Here is a 16,900-nt window from a genome sequence, read left to right on the forward strand (position 1 = left end):
TGTTGCGCGCAGCCTGCGCGTGCCGCACTCCGCCCGTAGCCGCCACGCGCTCAGCGGTCCCGCGGCACAGCCATAGCATCCATGACCTCCGGCAGATCCGTCTCGCGGCCGATCTGCGGGAAGTGCCGACGTTCCATGCGCCGAATCGCGAAGTGCATCCACGCCAGCGAAGCGGCCGCCAGGACAAACAACAGCATGAAGCAGCTGGTCCACACGCCGACGACGTCGTTCAATACGCCGAACGCGATCGGCAGGACAAAACCGCCCAGTCCGCCGATCATGCCGACCACGCCGCCCACCGAACCTACATGCTGGGGGTAATAGACTGGGATGTGCTTGTACACCGCCGCCTTGCCCAGCGACATGAAGAAACCCAGCACGAACACCAGCACCGTGAACGGCACCACGCCGGTCGCCAGGTGCAGGGTGATGTCGCTCCTGATGCCCTTCACGACATATTGGGTGTCCGGATAGGCGAGCAGGAAGGTGCAGATGGCGGAGACGCCGAAGGTCCAGTACATCACCCTGCGCGCGCCGATGCGGTCGGACAGCACCCCGCCAACGATGCGGAACAGGCTGGCCGGAATCGAATAGAAGGCAGCAAGAATGCCGGCGGTCCTCACGTCCAGCTTGTAGACACCGGTGAGGAAGTGCGGCAGCCACAAGGCCAGCGCCACGAAACCGCCGAAGACGAAGAAGTAGTAGAGCGAAAAACGCCACACCTGCAGGTTGCGCAGCGGCATCATCTGTTCGCGGAACGACATCGGCTTGGTACCTGACTTGCGCCGCTGCGCCAATGAAGGGTCCTCCCGACTGAACAGGTAGAACAGCACGGCGGTCAGTGCCAGAGCGATCGCCCAGATCTTGCTGACCATGATCCAGCCCGCAGCAACCATCACCATCGGTGCCAGCAGCTTGGTGACCGCGGCGCCGACGTTGCCCGCGCCGAAGATACCCAGCGCCGTGCCCTGCCGGCTCGCCGGGAACCACTTCGACACGTAGGCCACCCCGACCGAGAATGCGCCGCCGGCAATGCCGACGAACAACGCGGCGACCAGAAACTGCGGGTAGGTGTGCGCGTAACCAAGCATCCAGGTGGCCACGGCCGCACACAGCATCACCGCGGCGAACACGCGATGGCCGCCGTACTGGTCGGCCCAGATGCCGAGCAGCAGGCGGATCAGCGATCCGGTAAGGATGGGCGTGGCGATCAGCAGGCCGAACTGGGTTTCATTGAGGCCGAGTTGCTGCTTGATCTGGATGCCGATGATGGAGAATATCGTCCACACCGCAAAACACACGGTGAAGGCGAAGGTGCTTAGCCACAGGGCACGCTGCTGCTCGCCACGAGACACGATGCTCGACTCATGCATGCTGGTGAATCCGGTAGATGTGAGGTGTTGAAGGCCGGTCCACGGGAAGACCGGCTGTCGTTGTCGCGGAAACGTGCGGCCGGCACATCAGGCGCTGGCCAGTGCCTCGATCGCATCCAGACCGCGCACCGGGTAACGCTCCTGCAAGCCGAGCAGGTAGAGCTGCAGCTCGCGTTGACGCACCTGCAATTCCAGATAGTCGGAAATCCGCTCCCGAACCGCGTCGAACGCCTGCTCGGCGCCGGGCTGGATGCCATCGACGCTGACTACGTGGTAGCCCCAGCGCGATTCGACCGGAAATGCCGCCAGGCCTTCGCGCAGACGGAACACCTGACGATCGAATTCGGGCGTGGCCTGGCCCCGCTGCAACCAGCCGAGTTCACCGCCCTGCGTCTTCGACGGACAGTCGGAATGGCGCATCGCGAAATCGGCAAACAGCACAGGGTTGATCTTCAGCTCGGCGATCAGGCGCTCGGCCTCGGCACGGGCGCGGATGCGGCCAGTGACATCGTCGGCCGCCGCACCCAGCAGGACGTGCCGCACACGGACCAGGTCGGGCGCGCGGAACAGCTGGCGGTTCTGCTCGTAGTAGCGCCGGCAAGCCTCTTCCGCAGGCACGCGATCCTCGATTTCGCGTTCCAGCAACACGCGGATGCCGGCCTCCTCTACGGTTTCCTGGCTATCGGCCGGCACCTGTCCAGCCAGGCCGAGCCGCTGTACTTCGCGACGCAGCAGCTCGCGTACCACCAGCGCGCGGGCTGCAGCGGCGCGGGACTGCGCCGGGGTCGGCGCACGATGGTGCTGCATCTCCTGCGCGATCTCGGCTTCACTGATCGCCTGCTCGTCCACGAACAGGTAGCACGGCGCCGGCTGGCCCAGCGTGCGCGGGCCCTCGCCCTTGCTGTCGTGCCGATGCTCGTGCGCCTCCTGCGTCACCGGCTTGGCCGAATCGATGATGGTCAGCGGGATGCCTCGCGCATCGGCTTTGCCCAGCGTCATGCTCAGTCCCTCGATCCGTAGCGCAACGTCGCCTGGCGCCGGCGCACCACCTGGTAGGGCCGCCACAGGTAGCTGATGGGGATGCTCCACACGTGCACCAGCCGCGTGAACGGCGCCACCAGGAACAGCGTCATGCCGAGGAAGATGTGCGCCTTGTAGATCCAGTTCACGCCGATCACGTAACTTGCCGCGCCCCAGCGGAAGGTGACGATGTGCTGCGCCCACTCGGCCAGGGCAATCATCACGCTGCCGTCCATGTGGTGGCTGGAAATCACGATGGTGTACAGGCCGAGCAGCAGCTGCAGCAACAGCAACACCAGGATCACGGTGTCGCCGGTGGTGCCGGTGGCACGCACCCGCGGGTTGAACAGCCGGCGCACCAGCAGGATCAGCAGGCCCGCCAGGCAGATCACGCCGAACACGCCGCCGACCACTATCGCCAGCAGCTGCTTCTGCGGCGCGGTGATCACCAGCTCGTAGACCGCATGCGGCGTCAGCAGGCCGACCAGATGACCGCCGAGCACGATCAGGATGCCGACGTGGAACAGGTTGCTGCCCAGGCGCATGCCGCGACCGGACAGCAGCTGGCTGGAGCCGGTGCGCCAGGTGTACATGGCGCGATCGAAGCGCGCCCAGCTGCCGATGAAGAACACCGCCATGGCGATGTACGGGTACAGCTGGAAGGCGAATTGGTCGAGATAGTTCATGGCTGCACCTGCGGGGCGGCAGTGGATGGCGAAGGCCGGCGCGTGCTCGGCCGGCAGCTGTCGTCAGGCGCATCGGCGCCGAAACGGACCGCTTCCTCCTCCCACAACCGATCCATCGCCTCGGCGGTGTCGTCGCGCGGCTCCTCGCTGGCGCGTTGGCGCAGCAGCGCCAGGTCGGGCTTGCCGTCGGCCAGTTCCAGCAGCAGCTCGAACAGCACCTGGCTGGGGCTGCCGCGCTCGCCGGCGCGCGCCGCGAGCATGCCGACGATGTGGCTGATGTGGCCGAGCCAGTCGTGCACCTCGGCCGGCGGGCGCTGTGCCAGGAATTCCAGCAGCAGCGGCAGGTAATCGGGCAGTTCCTTCGCCGCCAGCTCGAAGCCCTGCTTGCGGTAGGCCTCGATCAGGTCAACCATCGCCTGGCCGCGGTCGCGCGATTCGCCGTGGATGTGCTCGAACAGCAGCAGGCTCATCGAGCGGCCACGGTCGAAGGTCTGCAGCCAGGCGTCCTGCGCGGTCAGCGGGTCGGTGTCGAGCAAACCCTGCACGAAACCCGTCAATGCCTTCCGCCGCGCCGCCGGCAGCGCCGGGTCGGCGGCGGCGGCGAGCAGTTCGTCGCCGTGCTGCCACAACGCGTCGTCGGGGTAGTCCAGCAGCACGCCGATCAGTTTCAGCAGGCTCATGGGGCGACTCCGTCTTTTTCCTTGCGCACCGGCTGCACCGTGAAGGTGGTGATCTTGCGCTCGCCGAACAGATCGGCCGGGCTGTTGCCGCTGCAGCCGTTGCCGAAGGTGAAGCCGCAGCCGCCGCGTTCGCCGAACGCGTCGTTGGCGTATTCGCGATGCCCGGTTGGAATGACGAAGCGGTCCTCGTAGTTGGCGATGGCGAGGTAGCGGTACATGTCCTCGGCCTGCGCCACGCTCAGACCGGCCTGCTTCAGTACGGCCAGATCCTCGATGCCGTCGACGTTGCGCGCGCGGCGCCACGCGCGCATCGCCATCATCCGCTCCAGCGCGCGCACCACCGGCGCCTCGTCGCCGGCCGACAGCAGGTTGGCGAGATAACGCAGCGGAATACGCAGCGAGGCGACATCCGGCAGCTCGCCGTTCATGCCCACGCGACCGCGCTCGGCGGCGGACTGGATCGGCGACAGCGGCGGCACGTACCACACCATCGGCAAGGTGCGGTATTCCGGGTGCAGCGGCAACGCCAGCTTCCAGTCGATCGCCAGCTTGTAGACCGGCGAGCCCTTGGCCGCCTCCAGCCAGTTGTCGGGGATGCCTTCCTTGCGTGCGGCCTCGATCACCGCCGGATCGAACGGGTCGAGGAAGATGCCCAGATGCGCCTGGTACAGGTCCTTCTCGGCCGGCACCGAGGCGGCTTCCTGGATGCGGTCGGCGTCGTACAGCATCACGCCGAGGTAGCGGATGCGCCCGACGCAGGTCTCCGAGCACACGGTCGGCTCGCCCATCTCGATGCGCGGGTAGCAGAAGGTGCACTTTTCCGACTTGCCGCTCTTCCAGTTGTAGTAGATCTTCTTGTACGGGCAGGCCGACACGCACATGCGCCAGCCGCGGCACTTGTCCTGGTCGATCAGCACGATGCCGTCTTCCTCGCGCTTGTAGATCGCGCCGGAGGGACACGCCGACACGCAGGCCGGGTTGAGGCAGTGCTCGCACAGGCGCGGCAGGTACATCATGAAGGTCTTCTCGAACGCGCTGTAGATCTCCTTCTGCACGTTGTCGAAGTTGCGGTCCTTGGCGCGCTTGGCGAATTCGGTGCCGAGGATTTCCTCCCAGTTCGGCCCCCATTCGATTTTCTGCATGCGCTCGCCGCTGATCAGCGAGCGCGGGCGCGCGGTGGGCTGATGAGAGCCTTCCGGCGCCTGGTGCAGGTGCTGGTAGTCGAAAGTGAACGGCTCGTAGTAGTCGTCGATCTGCGGCAGGTCGGGGTTGGCGAAGATCTTCGACAGCATGCGCCAGCGGCCGCCGGCGCGCGGCACCAGCTTGCCGGCACCGGTGCGCACCCAGCCGCCGTTCCACTTGTCCTGGTTCTCCCACTCCTTCGGGTAGCCGATGCCGGGCTTGGTTTCGACGTTGTTGAACCAGGCGTACTCGACGCCTTCGCGACTGGTCCACACGTTCTTGCAGGTGATCGAGCAGGTGTGGCAGCCGATGCACTTGTCGAGGTTGAGCACCATCGCGATCTGGGCACGGACTTTCATCACGCCACCTCCTTGGCATCCGCCGGCCTGGGGGGGACGGAACCCGGTTCGCCGTCCAGCCAGTCGACCTTGTCCATCTTGCGCACGATCACGAACTCGTCGCGGTTGGTGCCGCAGGTGCCGTAGTAGTTGAAGCCCCAGGCCAGTTGCGCGTAGCCGCCGATCATGTGGGTCGGCTTGAGCACCACGCGGGTGACCGAGTTGTGGATGCCGCCGCGGGTGCCGGTGATTTCCGAACCGGGCATGTTGATGATGCGTTCCTGTGCGTGGTACATCATCGCCATGCCCGGCATCACGCGCTGGCTGACCACCGCACGTGCGGCGATCGCGCCGTTGATGTTGAACAGCTCGATCCAGTCGTTATCCTCGATGCCGGCCTCGCGCGCATCGTCCTCGCTGATCCACACGATCGGACCGCCGCGCGACAGGGTCTGCATCAGCAGGTTGTCGCTGTAGGTGCTGTGGATGCCCCACTTCTGGTGCGGGGTGATCCAGTTCAGCACGATCTCGCGGTGACCGTTGCCGCGTTTGTTGTGCAGCGGCTCGATGGTCTTGGTGTCGACCGGCGGGCGGTAGCTCATGAAGCCCTCGCCGAAGGCGATCATCCACTCGTGGTCCTGGTAGAACTGCTGGCGGCCGCTGATGGTGCGCCACGGGATCAGCTCGTGCACGTTGGTGTAGCAGGCGTTGTAGCTGACGTGATCGTCCTCCAGGCCCGACCAGATCGGCGAGGAGATGATCTTGCGCGGCTGCGCCTGGATGTCGCGGAAGCGGATCGCCTCGTGTTCCTTGCCGCGCGCCAGATGGGTGTGCTCGCGACCGGTGAACCTGCCCAGCGACTCCCAGGCCTTGACCGCGACGTGGCCGTTGGTCTCCGGCGCCAGATGCAGCACCACCTCGCAGGCGTCGATCGCGGTGTCGATGCGCGGCCGTCCGTGGCTGACGCCCGGCTCGGTCACCGCGTGGTTGAGCTTGCCGAGGAAATCGACCTCGTCGCGCGTATCCCACTGCATGCCCTTGCCGCCGTTGCCGAGCTTGTCCAGCAGCGGCCCGAGCGAAGTGAACTTCTTGTACAGGTTGGGGTAGTCGCGCTCGACCACGGCGATCGACGGCATGGTCTTGCCGGGAATCGGCTCGCACTGGCCTTTCTTCCAGTCGGTGACGCCGAACGGCATGGCCAGCTCGCCGGGCGTGTCGTGCAGGGTCGGTACCAGCACCAGGTCCTTTTCCACCCCCAGCACGCCGGGCGCCATGTCGCTGACCGAGCGGGCGACGCCCTTGAAGATGTCCCAGTCGCTGCGCGATTCCCACGCCGGGTCCACCGCCTTGGACAGCGGGTGGATGAATGGGTGCATGTCGGAGGTGTTGAGATCGTTCTTCTCGTACCAGGTCGCCGTCGGCAGCACGATGTCCGAGTACAGCGCGGTGGTGCACATGCGGAAATCCAGCGTCACCAGCAGGTCGAGCTTGCCTTCCGGCGCCTCGTCGCGCCACGCCACTTCCTCGGGCTTGACCGCGCCGCGCTCGCCCAGGTCCTTGCCCTGCAGGCCATGCCGCGTGCCCAGCAGGTGCCGCAGCATGTACTCATGGCCCTTGCCGGAGGAGCCGAGCAGGTTCGAGCGCCAGATGAACAGCACGCGCGGAAAATTCTGCGGCGCATCGGGATCGGCGTAGGCGAAGTCCAGCTTGCCCTGCCGCAGCTGCTCGACCACGTATTCGGCTGGCGAACGGCCGGCCTGTTCGGCGGCCTTGACGATCTCCAGCGGGTTGCGGTCCAGCTGCGGCGCGCTGGGCAGCCAGCCCATGCGGATCGCCTGCAGGTTGAGGTCGGCCTGGCTGCCGGTGAAGCGGGCCGGGTCGGCCAGCGGCGACAGGATTTCCTTCATCTCCAGCTTTTCGTAGCGCCACTGGTCGGACATGAAGTAGAAGAACGAGGTGCCGTTCATCTGCCGCGGCGGGCGACTCCAGTCCAGGCCGAACGCCAGCGGTTGCCAGCCGGTCTGCGGGCGCAGTTTTTCCTGCCCCACGTAGTGCGCCCAGCCGCCGCCGGTCTGGCCGATGCAGCCGCACATCATCAGCATGTTGATCAGGCCGCGGTAGTTCATGTCGTTGTGGAACCAGTGGTTCATGCCGGCGCCGACGATGATCATGCTGCGGCCGCGGGTCTTGGCCGCGGTGCCGGCGAATTCGCGGGCGATCTCCACCACCTCGGCGCGCGGCACGCCGGTGATCTTCTCCTGCCACGCCGGCGTGCCCGGCACGTTGTCGTCGTAGCCGGACGCCACGTTGGCGCCGCCGAAGCCGCGGTCGACGCCGTAGTGCGCCAGCAGCAGGTCGTAGACGGTGGCAACCTCCCACTGCTTGCCGTCGGCCAGCTGCAGGCGGCGCACCGGCACGTTGCGCTCGAGGATGTCCTCGAACTTCGAGGCGGTCCAGCGGTCGTGCTCGATGCCGCCGAAGTACGGGAAGCTGACCGCCTCGATGCCGTCGTTGGCGTCCTTTAGCGACAGCCGCAGGCGGGTCGCCCGGCCCTGGCTATCCTTTTCCTCGATATTCCACTTGCCCTGCTCGCCCCAGCGGAAGCCGACCGAACCGTTGGGCACGGTGATCTCGCCGCTGTGCTCGTCCAGCGCCAGCGTCTTCCACTCGGGGTTGTTCGATTCGCCCAGCCCGCCGAGGTCGCTGGCGCGCAGGAAACGCTCCGCCACCAGGCGGCCGTCGGCACGCCGCTCCAGCCGCACCAGCAGCGGCATGTCGGTGTACTGGCGGCAGTAGTCGATGAAGTACTCCGTCGGGTGGTCGACGTGGAACTCCTTCAGGATCACGTGGCCGAAGGCGAACGCCAGCGCCGCATCGGTGCCCTGCTTGGGGTGCAGCCAGTGGTCGGTGAGCTTGGCGACTTCGGCGTAGTCGGGCGTGATCGCCACCGTCTTGGTGCCGTTGTAGCGGGCCTCGGTGAAGAAGTGCGCATCGGGCGTGCGCGTCTGCGGCACGTTGGAACCCCACGCGATGATGTAGCGGCTGTTGTACCAGTCGGCCGATTCGGGTACGTCGGTCTGCTCGCCCCACACCTGCGGCGAGGACGGCGGCAGGTCGCAGTACCAGTCATAGAACGACAGGCAGGTGCCGCCCAGCAGCGACAGGTAGCGCGCGCCCGACGCGTAGGAGATCATCGACATCGCCGGGATCGGCGAGAAGCCGATCACGCGATCGGGGCCGTGCTGCTTCACCGTGTGCAGGTTGGACGCGGCGATGATCTCGTTGGCTTCGTCCCAGCGCACGCGCACGAAGCCGCCCATGCCGCGCTTGCTCTTGTACGACTTCGCCTTGGCCGGGTCGCCGACGATGCTGGCCCATGCCTCGACCGGCGCCATCGTCTTGCGCGCCTCGCGCCACAGGCGCAGCAGCGCGCCGCGCACCAGCGGGTACTTCAGCCGGTTGGCGCTGTACAGGTACCAGGAATAGCTGGCCCCGCGCGGGCAGCCGCGCGGCTCGTGGTTGGGCAGGTCCGGCCGCGTGCGCGGGTAGTCGGTCTGCTGGGTTTCCCAGGTCACCAGGCCGTTCTTGACGTAGATCTTCCAGCTGCACGAGCCGGTGCAGTTCACGCCGTGGGTGGAGCGCACGATCTTGTCGTGCTGCCAGCGGGCGCGATAGCCGTTTTCCCAATCCCGATTGTCCGTGCGGGTGGTGCCATGGCCCGCCGAAAACGTCTCTGAGCTGCGCTTGAAGAACTGCAGCCGGTCAAGGAAGTAACTCATGCAAAGCCCTCTTGGCAGTCTGTGGCGTCGTCGTGTCAGCAGCGCTTGCGCATCACTTCCGTCAGCCCGATGGACGGAGCCTAGGCGAGTGATGCCACCACAAAATTGACACCGATCAAGAGCACGGAATCATGACCAGATTGGTACGGATTCGACTCGGTCGGCGCAACCTGTCCGCAAGTTCCGCCGCAACGGTTGCCACACCTGCGCTGGTGTCGTGAGCACGGCATCCCCCCCCGCCGCATGCCGCCGGCGCGGTCACGCTGCGACGCCCTGCCGCAGCGGCTTCCTCAGCGCGGGCGCGGCGGCGCGCCGCGGCGGCTCACGCTGTCGCGCACATCCACCTCGAACAGCAGCCGCCACTCGACCGCGGCGCTGGCCGGCAACGCGAATTCCAGCCCCTTTTTGCACGGCAATTGCTGCACGTACGCCTCCACGCGCTCGACCGGCAGGGCGAACGACCAGCTGTCGCCGCGCCGCTGCAGCCCGGCCTGCGCCACGGGCAGCAGCGCCAGCGAAAAGCCGAATGCGGCGCCGTCGGGAAGGTGGCTCATGCTGTCCAGCGCCCGGCCGTCGCGCAGGCGCGCGAGTTCGTCTTCGTCGATCCGCAGGCGCCATTGCTGGCCATCGATCTGCAACTTCACGGCTGCACCTCCTGCCACTGTTCGGGCGTGTTGCAATTGACCAGGCAGCGGCGCTCGTCGTCGTCGACGGCCAGTTCCGCACCCTGCAGCTGGGCATGCAGGGCGCGCAGCGAACGCATGCGCGGCACCTGGCCGGCGACAGCCGCGATCGCCGCGCGCGTCGTTTCGTCCAAGCGCAGGCACAGCGGCAGCACATGCCCGGCGAACATCGCGCAGGATATTTCTTCGGCCTCCGCCAGTGCGCCGAGCAGTCGCCGCAGCAACCCGCTCGTCAGTCGCGGCATGTCCACCGGCAGTATCAGATAGATGCCGTCCGACTGGGCCTGCGCCAGGGTCAGCAGGCCGCCGACGGGGCCCAGGCCGGGCTGCCGGTCGGGCAGGCCCTGCACCTCGGGATCGGGGCCGCAGGTCAGCACGCGTTGCGCGCCGGCCTGCTCCAGCAAGCCGCGCATGTGCTGCAGCAGCGGGCGACCGCGCCACGGCAGGGCGGCCTTGTCGGTACCCATGCGCGAGGACTGGCCGCCGGCAAGCACCACGCCGCCGAACGCGGGCGCCGGCTCAACTGTGCGCGTGACCGTCATGTCGCGACTCCGGCCGGCTATCTTGTTCGTGTGACTCGCACAGCGAACAGCCTTCGCTCCACTCGCTGCTGCCGTCCACGTAGTGCTCCTGTTTCCAGATCGGGCTGCCGTGCTTGACCGCCTCGATGACCTGGCGGCAGGCGCGGAACGCCTCGTCGCGATGCGGTGTGCCCACCGCCACCACCACCGCGACGTCGCCGATGCCGAGCCGCCCGCGGGCATGGGCCAGATAGATCTTCAGGCGTGGCCCGAACTGCTCTTGCGCACGTCGCATGATGTCGTCGAAGCCCACCAGCGCCAGTTGCTCGAACACGTCGTAGCTGACGCCGGTGACCGCCCGCCCCTGGTTCTGCTCGCGCACCCGACCGACGAACATGGCGAACCCGCCGAAGGCCGGGTCGGCAACGAACTCCAGCGCGGCGGCCGGATCGATGCGCCGGTGTTCGACGTCCACGATCATGCAACGGAAGTCGCTCATCTCAACCTCCTCCGACCGGCGGCAGCACCACCACCGGTCCGCTCTCGGGCAAGGGCTCCTGCTCGCCCAGCACACAGGTCTGGCTGGCGAAAGCCGAGCGCAACAGCAGGCCTTCCCGGAACCCAGGCCAATGCGCGCGGCCATGCGCCGCCAGCGCACTGCGCAGGTCGGCCACGCACGCACCCGCGGGCACTTCCAGCGTCACCGCCGCGCCTGGCTCGTAATCGCGGAACGCACCAAACAGGCTGACTTCGACCTTCATGCTTCGCCCCCGATCGCCAGCGGCTGCAAGTGCCCCAGCGCATAAACCTCGACCATGCTGCCCGGCTCGCGAACCTGCGCATCCTCGGCCAGCACCACCCAGGCGCCGGTGTCGAGCAACGGGCGGATCCGGAACGACTCCTGCCCGTCCAGCAGCACGGCCTGCAGGCGCCCGTCGGCCGCCAGCGCCAGCTTGCCCTTGAGGAAGCAGCGCAACGGCACGCGCTGCTCGAAGCGCTGCTGCAGCGGCAGCCGCAGCGGGCGCTCCGGCGGCAGGCCGAGCATGCCGCGCAAGGCCGGCTCGACGAAGAAACGCAGGCCCACCGCGCTGGACACCGGGTTGCCCGGCAGCCCGAAGAACAACGCGCCATCCGGCAGGCTGGCGAACAGCAAAGGCTTGCCCGGGCGGATCCGCAGCTTGTGGAAATGGATCTGCGCACCAAGCTCGCGCAGCGCCTCAGGCACGAAATCATGGCGTCCCATCGACACCGCGCCGGTACTGAGCACCACCGTTGCCCCGGCATGCAGCGCCTCGCCCAGCGCGCGCACGAAGGCCGCCGGGTCATCCTGCACCGTCTGCCGATACACCACCTGCGCGCCGGCGGCGGCGAGGCGCGCAGCCAGGAACGGGCCGTTGCTGTTGCGGATCTGTCCGCTCTGCAGCGGCTGGCCGGGGTCGTCCACCAGTTCCCGGCCGGTGCAGATGATGGCCACGCGCGGGCGCCGCACGACCGGCACCTCGGCGACGCCCAGCGCGGCCAGCAGCGCCAGGTGTTGCGCCTGCAACAGTTCGCCCGCCGGCATCAGCTCGGCGCCCAGCGGCACGTCCTCGCCGCAGCGACGCACGTGCCGGCCAGCCTCGACGTCGATACCCAGCCGGATGCGCCGCGGCCGGCCGTCGCCATCGTGCTCGACGATCTCGACCTGCTCCACCGGCACCACCGTGTCCATCCCCGCGGGCATGCGCGCGCCGGTCATGATTTCCCAGGCGCCGCCGGCGGCCTGCGCCAGGGCGTCGCCCGCCGCCTGCGCGCCCATCACGACATGCTCGCTGCCGGCCGGCAGCCGGGCATCGCCGGCATGCAGGGCGAAGCCGTCCATCGCGGCATTGTCGAACGGCGGCAACTCGGCGGGGCTGCTCACCGACCGGGCCAGCAGCCGACCCAGCGCCTGCTCCAGCGGACACCGGCGCTCCGGCAGCCGGCGTGTCCGCTCGAGGATGAGCGCCAGCGCATCGTGGTAACCGATCACGGGTGTGCCTCGCCATCCATCATGGCCAGCGCATGGGCCAGCAGCGGCCCCACGATCGCCAGGCCCTGGCCTGCCGCCCGCGGGCTGCCCGGCATCGCCAGCACCAGCATGCGCCCCAGCTGCACCGCTTCGGCCCGGCTCAGCCATGCCTGTGGCGTATGCCGCGCGCTTTCGCTGCGCAGCATCTCGGCCAGCCCGCTGACCCGGCGATCGGCCACCTGCGCCAGTGCCTCGGGCGTGAGGTCACGCGGACCCAGCCCGGTGCCGCCGGTGCACAGGCACAGGCGTACCTGCGCCGCCGCCAGCGCGCGCAGGTGCGCGGCCAGCGGCTGCACGCCATCGGGCAGCACGTCGACGTGATCCACCTGCGCGCCCAGCTGACGCAGGCCCTCCACCAGCAACGGGCCGGAGCGGTCCTCGTAGCGGCCCTCGTGCGCCCGGTCGCTGAGCGTGACCACGGCACACGACACGCCCTGCAGACGTGCGATGTCGCGCGGGCGGTAGTGCGCCTGCTCCGCCTCGCTCATGCCTTCCGGGTGCCGCCACAGGCCGCTCTTGCCGCCTTCCTTGAACAGCAGCCGGATGCCGCCGATCGCCAGCGCCGGTTCGACCGGCTTGCTCAGGTCGTACAGCGTCAGCAGCGCGGCGTTGACGCCGGCCAGCGCCTCCATCTCCACCCCGGTGCGGGCCTCGGTCGCTACCTCGCAATAAACCCGGATCGCCAGCCGCTCGGCCACCGGCTCGCAGTGCACGCGCACCAGCTCCAGCGGCAGCGGATGGCACAGCGGCATCAGCGCCGAAGCCTGCTTGGCGCCCTGCAGCCCGGCCACCTCCGCCATCACCAGCGCATCGCCCTTGGGCAGGCGGCGCTCGACGATCAGCGGCCACGCCACCGGGCCGGCCTGCAACTCGCCCACGGCCACGGCACGGCGGCGGGTCGGGCGCTTGTCGCGGATGTCCGCCATGTGGAAGGCGGCGACGTGTTCGGTAGCGGGCAAGGTCATCCTCCGATCGAGGCCAGGTGCGGCGTGATGCCGGTCAGCCCCTGGTGCAGGCCGTGGCCGGCGGCCTTCAGGCCGAGCTGGGTGGCGATGTGCGCCACCAGCGCGTGGTGGTCGTCGTCCGACTGCAGCAGCGGCCGCAGCGAGATGCCGAAATTGCCGAACAGGCACAGCCGCAGGTCGCCGCGCGCGGTGACCCGCAGGCGATTGCAGCCGGCGCAGAAGTCGCGGGCATACGGCGCGATCACGCCGATGCGGCCGCGATAGTCCGGATGCGCGTATTCGAGCGCCGGCCCGGCGTCCGCCGTGCGCGGCCGCAACACCCAGCCGTCGGCCAGCAACTGTCGCTGCAGGCCCTCGGCGCGCAGGTGGTGGCGCTCGAAGAACTCGCGGTTCTCGCCGGTGCGCATCAGCTCGATGAAGCGCAGCGCGACATCGCGCCCGCGCAGGTAGTCCAGCCAGGCGGGAAGCTCGTCGTCGTTGCGCCCGCGCAGCAGTACTGCGTTGATCTTCACTGCCTCGAAGCCCAGCGCCAGCGCCTGCTCGATGCCCGCGGTGACCTCGGCAAAACGGTCATGCCCGGTGATGTCCAGATAACGTGCGGCGTCGAGGCTGTCGAGGCTGACGTTGAGCGCGGTCAGCCCCGCCTCGCGCCAGCCGCGCACCAGCCGCGGCAGGCGGCAGCCGTTGGTGGTCAGCGCAATCCGGCGGATGCCGGGCACCGCGGCCACGGCGGCGATGATCGCCGGCAGGTCCTTGCGCAGGCTGGGTTCGCCGCCGGTCAGGCGGATCTTGCTCATGCCCAGCGCGGCAAACCCGCGCACCAGCCGCCGGATTTCCTCAAGGATGAGGAAGACGGGCCGGCCGTTCGCCTGGTAGCCGTCGGGCAGGCAATACGTGCAGCGGTAATTGCACGCCTCGGTCAACGACAGGCGCAGATAGGGAAATGAGCGTCCATGATGGTCAACCAGGGTCTGCACTGCCGCTCCACTTCGATTAGCGAACTTGCCGATCCGCCGACCCTTCGGCCGCATCGCGGACGGCCGACGTGTCCGCTGCCACAGGCGGGTGTCGCATCGACATCAGTTTACGCACAAGTCACGTTAGCGTGTCGGCACGCGGGCGCGATTGACTGGAGTCAAACCGGCGTGCGGCACGTTGTCACGATCACCGCGCCGGCACGCGCCCCGCATGCTAATTTCGGGGTTCCTCCCGGGGATGCACGACCATCATGGCGCTGACCAGCTTCCAGGATCTGCTTGACGCGAGCCGCCGGCAGCCTGAGCCGCAACGGTTGCTGTTCGTCTTCGCGCGCGTCGAATTGCCGGAGGCGGCTACCGATACGCAGCGCGAACGCGCGGCGCGGGGGGAAGGCGGCAACCTGTCGCCCAGCCTGTGCGTGGACAAGGCGCCGGAGGAAGTCGCCAGCTTCGCCGCGCTGGTGGAGGAGTCAGCGACCACCGGCCTGCCGTGGGACATCGTGTGCGTCGCCAGCCTGTCCGGCCGCGCCGGCGTGGCCCCGGGCACCGACGAAGCCGCGCAGCCGCTGCGCTTCATGGTCAACGCAATCAACAACGGACGCGTGGCCGAGTTTGCCGCCTTCGATCGCGAAGGCAACGTGCTGCAGTTCTGCTGAGCCGGGCCACGGCTCCACCACGCTACGGGCGCCGGCTTGCATACCCTTTTTCCCGCGCACAGACTTCCGCCATGAGCGTCCCGACCAACCGCGACTCCTGGCTGGAGCAGCTGCGCCGGCGCATACCGGAAATTTCCCCGGCCCAGGCGCTGGCGCAACAGGCGCTCGGCGCCCTGCTGATCGACGTGCGCGAAGACGCCGAGCGTGCCGGCGGCCTGCCCGCCCATGCGCTGGGCCTGTCGCGCGGTCACCTCGAGCTGCGCATCGAGGACCTGCAGCAGGATCGCGAACGTCCCCTGCTGCTGCTGTGCGCCTCCGGGCAACGCTCACTGCTCGCCGCCGAATCGCTGCAGCGGCTCGGCTACCGCCAGGTGAGCTCGGTCGCCGGCGGGTTCGCGCGCTGGAAGGCCGAAGGCCTGCCCATCGCGGCCGGCACGCTCGACCCGGACGCTGCCGAGCGCTATGCGCGCCAGTTGCAGCTGGCGCAGGTCGGCGAGCAAGGGCAGGCCCGGCTGGGCGCGGCGAGGGTGGCGATCGTGGGCGCCGGAGGGCTGGGCTCGCCGGCGGCGCTGTACCTCGCCGCCGCCGGCGTCGGCCAGCTCACCCTGATCGACCACGACACGGTGGAACGCTCGAACCTGCACCGGCAAGTCGTCCACGCCGACGCGCGCGTAGGCATGGCCAAGACCGCGTCGGCGCGGATGACGCTGCAGGCGCTGAACCCGCGCATCCACGTCGAGACGCGGGCCGAGCGGCTGGATGCCGGCAACGTGGAGCGGCTGCTGGCCGGCCACGACCTGATGCTCGACGGCACCGACAACTTTCCCACCCGCTACCTGCTGGCCGCCGCCTCGCTGCGCCTGAAGATGCCGATGATCTACGGCGCGGTGGAGCGTTTCAGCGGGCAGCTCGGCGTGTTCGATCCGCGCCGCGACGATTCACCGTGCTACCGCTGCCTGTTCCCGCTGCCGCCGTCCGCGGCCGATGCGCCCAATTGCAGCGAAGCGGGGGTGCTTGGCGTGCTGCCCGGCATCGTCGGCCTGCTGCAGGCGACCGAGGCGCTCAAGCTGATCCTGGGCCTGGGCGATCCACTGGTCGGCCAGTTGCTCAGCTTCGACGCGCTGGGCATGCAGTTCCACAAGGCGCGGCTGCAGCGCAACCCGGGTTGCCCGGCATGCTCGGCCCACGCGACGTTCACCGGCTACCCGCAGATCGAGGCGCTGTGTTCGTCCGGCGCTCGCCCGGACTGAGCGGGCCGGCGCGCCGGCTGAAACTCAACCCGCCGCCGGCAGCAGGCTGTCCAGCACCAGCGCGGCCATCCGCGCCAGACCCTGTTCGCGCTGCGTCGGCGGCATGTGCGCGTCATGTTCCAGGTGGTCGCTGACGGTCAGCATGGACAGTGCCTGGAAGCCTTCGCGCATGGCCACGCCGTAGAGCCCGGCCGATTCCATCTCGACCCCGCGGATGCGGTGCGCCAGCAGCCGCGCGAGCAGCTGCGGGTCGCCGCCGTAGAAGCAGTCGGTGCTGAACACGCCGGCGACGCGCAGGGCGACGCGCTGCGCGGCGGCGGTGTCGACGGCCGCGCGCATCAGGCCGAAATCGGCGCACGCGGCCAGGTCGTGGCCGCCGAATTGCAACCGGTTGAAGTTCGAGTCGGTCGATGCCGCCTGCGCCAGCAGCAGGTCGCCGAGCGCGACGTCGCCCACCCCGCCGCAGGTGCCCACGCGCACGATCCGGCGTACGCCGAACACCCGCGCCAGTTCGGTGGCGTAGATCGCGCAGGACGGGATGCCCATGCCGCTGCCCAGCACCGACACGCGCAGGCCGCGGTAGTGGCCGGTGTAGCCGAGCATGTTGCGGCGCGTGTTGACTTCGACCACCTGGTCGAGGAACTCGTGCGCGATGTGTCTTGCGCGCAATGGGTCGCCCGGCAGCAATACGGTGTCGGCGATATCGCCGGGCCTGGCGTCGAGGTGGGGCGTGCTCATGC

The 16,900-nt window shown here is 68.6% G+C and carries 16 protein-coding genes; 2 read left to right on the top strand and 14 right to left on the bottom strand.

The window, feature by feature from the left end; translation table 11 throughout:
- Positions 1-50: 50 nt before the first annotated feature.
- The 13 genes from LRK53_RS14595 to moaA all read right to left on the bottom strand — a co-directional run bounded on the left by LRK53_RS14595 (position 51) and on the right by moaA (position 14,254).
- Entirely contained in the window at positions 51-1,373 is a 1,323-nt protein-coding gene (locus tag LRK53_RS14595; RefSeq protein WP_027491916.1) for an MFS transporter, read from the bottom strand.
- Positions 1,374-1,460: 87 nt separating this feature from the next.
- Positions 1,461-2,372 carry a peptidylprolyl isomerase gene (locus LRK53_RS14600; protein WP_027491915.1) on the bottom strand — a complete coding sequence of 304 codons (912 nt, stop codon included), beginning with the start codon at positions 2,370-2,372 and terminating at the stop codon, positions 1,461-1,463.
- A gap of 2 nt (positions 2,373-2,374) precedes the next feature.
- Positions 2,375-3,079 carry a respiratory nitrate reductase subunit gamma gene (narI, locus tag LRK53_RS14605; protein WP_027491914.1) on the bottom strand — a complete coding sequence of 235 codons (705 nt, stop codon included), beginning with the start codon at positions 3,077-3,079 and terminating at the stop codon, positions 2,375-2,377.
- Positions 3,076-3,759, bottom strand: a complete 684-nt coding sequence (gene narJ / locus LRK53_RS14610; RefSeq protein WP_027491913.1) for a nitrate reductase molybdenum cofactor assembly chaperone — start codon at positions 3,757-3,759, stop codon at positions 3,076-3,078. Before narJ ends, narI begins: the two co-directional genes overlap by 4 nt.
- Entirely contained in the window at positions 3,756-5,300 is a 1,545-nt protein-coding gene (narH, locus tag LRK53_RS14615; RefSeq protein WP_027491912.1) for a nitrate reductase subunit beta, read from the bottom strand. The genes narJ and narH overlap by 4 nt, the downstream gene beginning before the upstream one ends.
- The gene (locus LRK53_RS14620) at positions 5,300-9,058 is read right to left on the bottom strand and encodes a nitrate reductase subunit alpha (protein WP_027491911.1); all 3,759 of its coding nucleotides are present in this window, start codon (positions 9,056-9,058) and stop codon (positions 5,300-5,302) included. The genes narH and LRK53_RS14620 overlap by 1 nt, the downstream gene beginning before the upstream one ends.
- A 290-nt stretch (positions 9,059-9,348) precedes the next feature.
- Positions 9,349-9,702, bottom strand: a complete 354-nt coding sequence (locus LRK53_RS14625) for a hypothetical protein (RefSeq protein WP_027491910.1) — start codon at positions 9,700-9,702, stop codon at positions 9,349-9,351.
- The gene (mobA, locus tag LRK53_RS14630; RefSeq protein ID WP_051257502.1) at positions 9,699-10,283 is read right to left on the bottom strand and encodes a molybdenum cofactor guanylyltransferase; all 585 of its coding nucleotides are present in this window, start codon (positions 10,281-10,283) and stop codon (positions 9,699-9,701) included. Before mobA ends, LRK53_RS14625 begins: the two co-directional genes overlap by 4 nt.
- Entirely contained in the window at positions 10,261-10,761 is a 501-nt protein-coding gene (locus tag LRK53_RS14635; RefSeq protein ID WP_027491908.1) for a molybdenum cofactor biosynthesis protein MoaE, read from the bottom strand. The genes mobA and LRK53_RS14635 overlap by 23 nt, the downstream gene beginning before the upstream one ends.
- A 1-nt stretch (position 10,762) precedes the next feature.
- Entirely contained in the window at positions 10,763-11,023 is a 261-nt protein-coding gene (locus tag LRK53_RS14640) for a MoaD/ThiS family protein (protein ID WP_027491907.1), read from the bottom strand.
- A complete protein-coding gene (locus LRK53_RS14645; protein ID WP_027491906.1) occupies positions 11,020-12,273 on the bottom strand; it encodes a molybdopterin molybdotransferase MoeA in 1,254 nt (417 codons plus the stop codon). Before LRK53_RS14645 ends, LRK53_RS14640 begins: the two co-directional genes overlap by 4 nt.
- Positions 12,270-13,277: a bifunctional molybdenum cofactor biosynthesis protein MoaC/MoaB gene (gene moaCB, locus LRK53_RS14650; protein ID WP_027491905.1), complete on the bottom strand. Its 1,008-nt coding sequence runs from the start codon at positions 13,275-13,277 to the stop codon at positions 12,270-12,272. The genes LRK53_RS14645 and moaCB overlap by 4 nt, the downstream gene beginning before the upstream one ends.
- Positions 13,274-14,254 carry a GTP 3',8-cyclase MoaA gene (gene moaA, locus LRK53_RS14655; RefSeq protein ID WP_027491904.1) on the bottom strand — a complete coding sequence of 327 codons (981 nt, stop codon included), beginning with the start codon at positions 14,252-14,254 and terminating at the stop codon, positions 13,274-13,276. Before moaA ends, moaCB begins: the two co-directional genes overlap by 4 nt.
- 251 nt (positions 14,255-14,505) lie before the next feature.
- Here moaA and LRK53_RS14660 point away from each other — a divergent pair, with 251 nt between their 5' ends.
- Together LRK53_RS14660 and moeB are read left to right on the top strand one after the other, a co-directional pair.
- The gene (locus tag LRK53_RS14660) at positions 14,506-14,910 is read left to right on the top strand and encodes a YbhB/YbcL family Raf kinase inhibitor-like protein (protein ID WP_027491903.1); all 405 of its coding nucleotides are present in this window, start codon (positions 14,506-14,508) and stop codon (positions 14,908-14,910) included.
- Positions 14,911-14,981: 71 nt separating this feature from the next.
- Positions 14,982-16,160 (top strand): molybdopterin-synthase adenylyltransferase MoeB, encoded by a 1,179-nt coding sequence (gene moeB / locus LRK53_RS14665; RefSeq protein WP_027491902.1) that lies wholly within the window; start codon positions 14,982-14,984, stop codon positions 16,158-16,160.
- Positions 16,161-16,184: 24 nt separating this feature from the next.
- On the opposite strand, the gene deoD is transcribed toward moeB, so the two are convergent.
- Positions 16,185-16,898, bottom strand: a complete 714-nt coding sequence (deoD, locus tag LRK53_RS14670; protein WP_027491901.1) for a purine-nucleoside phosphorylase — start codon at positions 16,896-16,898, stop codon at positions 16,185-16,187.
- Positions 16,899-16,900 lie beyond the last annotated feature (2 nt).

Origin of the sequence: Rhodanobacter thiooxydans (assembly GCF_021545845.1) — a bacterium.
GTDB lineage: Bacteria > Pseudomonadota > Gammaproteobacteria > Xanthomonadales > Rhodanobacteraceae > Rhodanobacter.

Coding starts and splice junctions, on each gene's coding strand:
- LRK53_RS14595 (WP_027491916.1), bottom strand. CDS start 1,373: ATGCATGAGTCGAGCATCGTGTCTCGTGGCGAGCAGCAGCGTGCCCTG.
- LRK53_RS14600 (WP_027491915.1), bottom strand. CDS start 2,372: ATGACGCTGGGCAAAGCCGATGCGCGAGGCATCCCGCTGACCATCATC.
- narI (WP_027491914.1), bottom strand. CDS start 3,079: ATGAACTATCTCGACCAATTCGCCTTCCAGCTGTACCCGTACATCGCC.
- narJ (WP_027491913.1), bottom strand. CDS start 3,759: ATGAGCCTGCTGAAACTGATCGGCGTGCTGCTGGACTACCCCGACGAC.
- narH (WP_027491912.1), bottom strand. CDS start 5,300: ATGAAAGTCCGTGCCCAGATCGCGATGGTGCTCAACCTCGACAAGTGC.
- LRK53_RS14620 (WP_027491911.1), bottom strand. CDS start 9,058: ATGAGTTACTTCCTTGACCGGCTGCAGTTCTTCAAGCGCAGCTCAGAG.
- mobA (WP_051257502.1), bottom strand. CDS start 10,283: ATGACGGTCACGCGCACAGTTGAGCCGGCGCCCGCGTTCGGCGGCGTG.
- LRK53_RS14635 (WP_027491908.1), bottom strand. CDS start 10,761: ATGAGCGACTTCCGTTGCATGATCGTGGACGTCGAACACCGGCGCATC.
- LRK53_RS14640 (WP_027491907.1), bottom strand. CDS start 11,023: ATGAAGGTCGAAGTCAGCCTGTTTGGTGCGTTCCGCGATTACGAGCCA.
- moaCB (WP_027491905.1), bottom strand. CDS start 13,277: ATGACCTTGCCCGCTACCGAACACGTCGCCGCCTTCCACATGGCGGAC.
- LRK53_RS14660 (WP_027491903.1), top strand. CDS start 14,506: ATGGCGCTGACCAGCTTCCAGGATCTGCTTGACGCGAGCCGCCGGCAG.
- moeB (WP_027491902.1), top strand. CDS start 14,982: ATGAGCGTCCCGACCAACCGCGACTCCTGGCTGGAGCAGCTGCGCCGG.
- deoD (WP_027491901.1), bottom strand. CDS start 16,898: ATGAGCACGCCCCACCTCGACGCCAGGCCCGGCGATATCGCCGACACC.